We start from the raw sequence: 962 nt of genomic DNA, 5'->3' as shown, positions 1-962 counted from the left end.
AACGTTTAAAAACGATCGAAGAACGCAAGGCCGCAGAACTGGCGCAAACCATAGGTATTTCTAATGAGATTGACCTGTTAATGGGAAGGTTTACTAATAAATCTGCTTCAGAAAATGCAGAAACCCTACGCTTTTTGAACGGTTTAGATGAACCAATAGAACAAAAAAGAACCGCCAATAGTGATTTACACACTAATGACGGTTCTGATATTGACCTGGACAGTTTGCTGACTGGCCAGTTATAACATTTAAAAATTCGTAAGCATGACAAATATACAAAAACAAGAAATTGTTACTACGATTAATACGGAAATTTCCCGTTTAGGCAGTGGTAACAAGTTCGCAAACAAATGCGGGGTATCTGCGGCTACATTAAGCCAGATGCGTAACTCAGAATGGGAACTTATCAGTGATCAGATGTGGCTTAAAGTAGCCAATAAAAGCGGTCATACTTTTAGTACCTGGCAGATTGCAGAAACTACAAATTTTCGCATGATGCAAAAGGTACTCACTGAGGCAAAACAGGAATGTTTGTTCGTTCCTGTGTCCTATCCGGCCGGAGCAGGTAAAACGGCAGGCTTACAAGGATGGATAAAAGCCAATGAAGGTTTCAATTACCTATTAAAATGCCGTGACTGGGCAAAACGTGAGTTTATCGAGAACTTAATCGCAGAGATAGGTCTGGAAGTACCAAAAGGGTACATATCTATAGATAAACTGGGGCTAATTGTGATTGATTTCTTTATCGAGAGACGCAATTTTATGCCATCCTTACTACTGGATCAGGCCAATAGTCTTAAACCTTCCGCTCTTAAATTCCTGATTCACCTATATAATGAACTAGAGGACGAAATGTCTGTAATCATTGTAGGAACTGAGAACCTTGAAAAAGAAATTAAACGGGGTGTACGCTACAACAAACACGGATATGATGAGATTGACAGCCGTTTCGGACGTAATTA

The 962-nt window shown here is 39.7% G+C and carries 2 protein-coding genes; both read left to right on the top strand.

The window, feature by feature from the left end; all coding sequences use genetic code 11:
- Window positions 1–245 (top strand): hypothetical protein (locus FOF46_RS32115; protein WP_167572041.1); only part of this gene is annotated, 245 nt, incomplete at its 5' end.
- Window positions 246–264: 19 nt separating this feature from the next.
- Window positions 265–962 (top strand): ATP-binding protein (locus tag FOF46_RS31060; RefSeq protein WP_143919286.1); only part of this gene is annotated, 698 nt, incomplete at its 3' end.

The sequence above is a fragment of the Aquimarina algiphila genome (assembly GCF_007489275.1).
Lineage (GTDB): Bacteria > Bacteroidota > Bacteroidia > Flavobacteriales > Flavobacteriaceae > Aquimarina > Aquimarina algiphila.
Note: the sequence above shows the minus strand (reverse complement) of the source record. Positions and strands in the feature narration are given on the sequence as shown.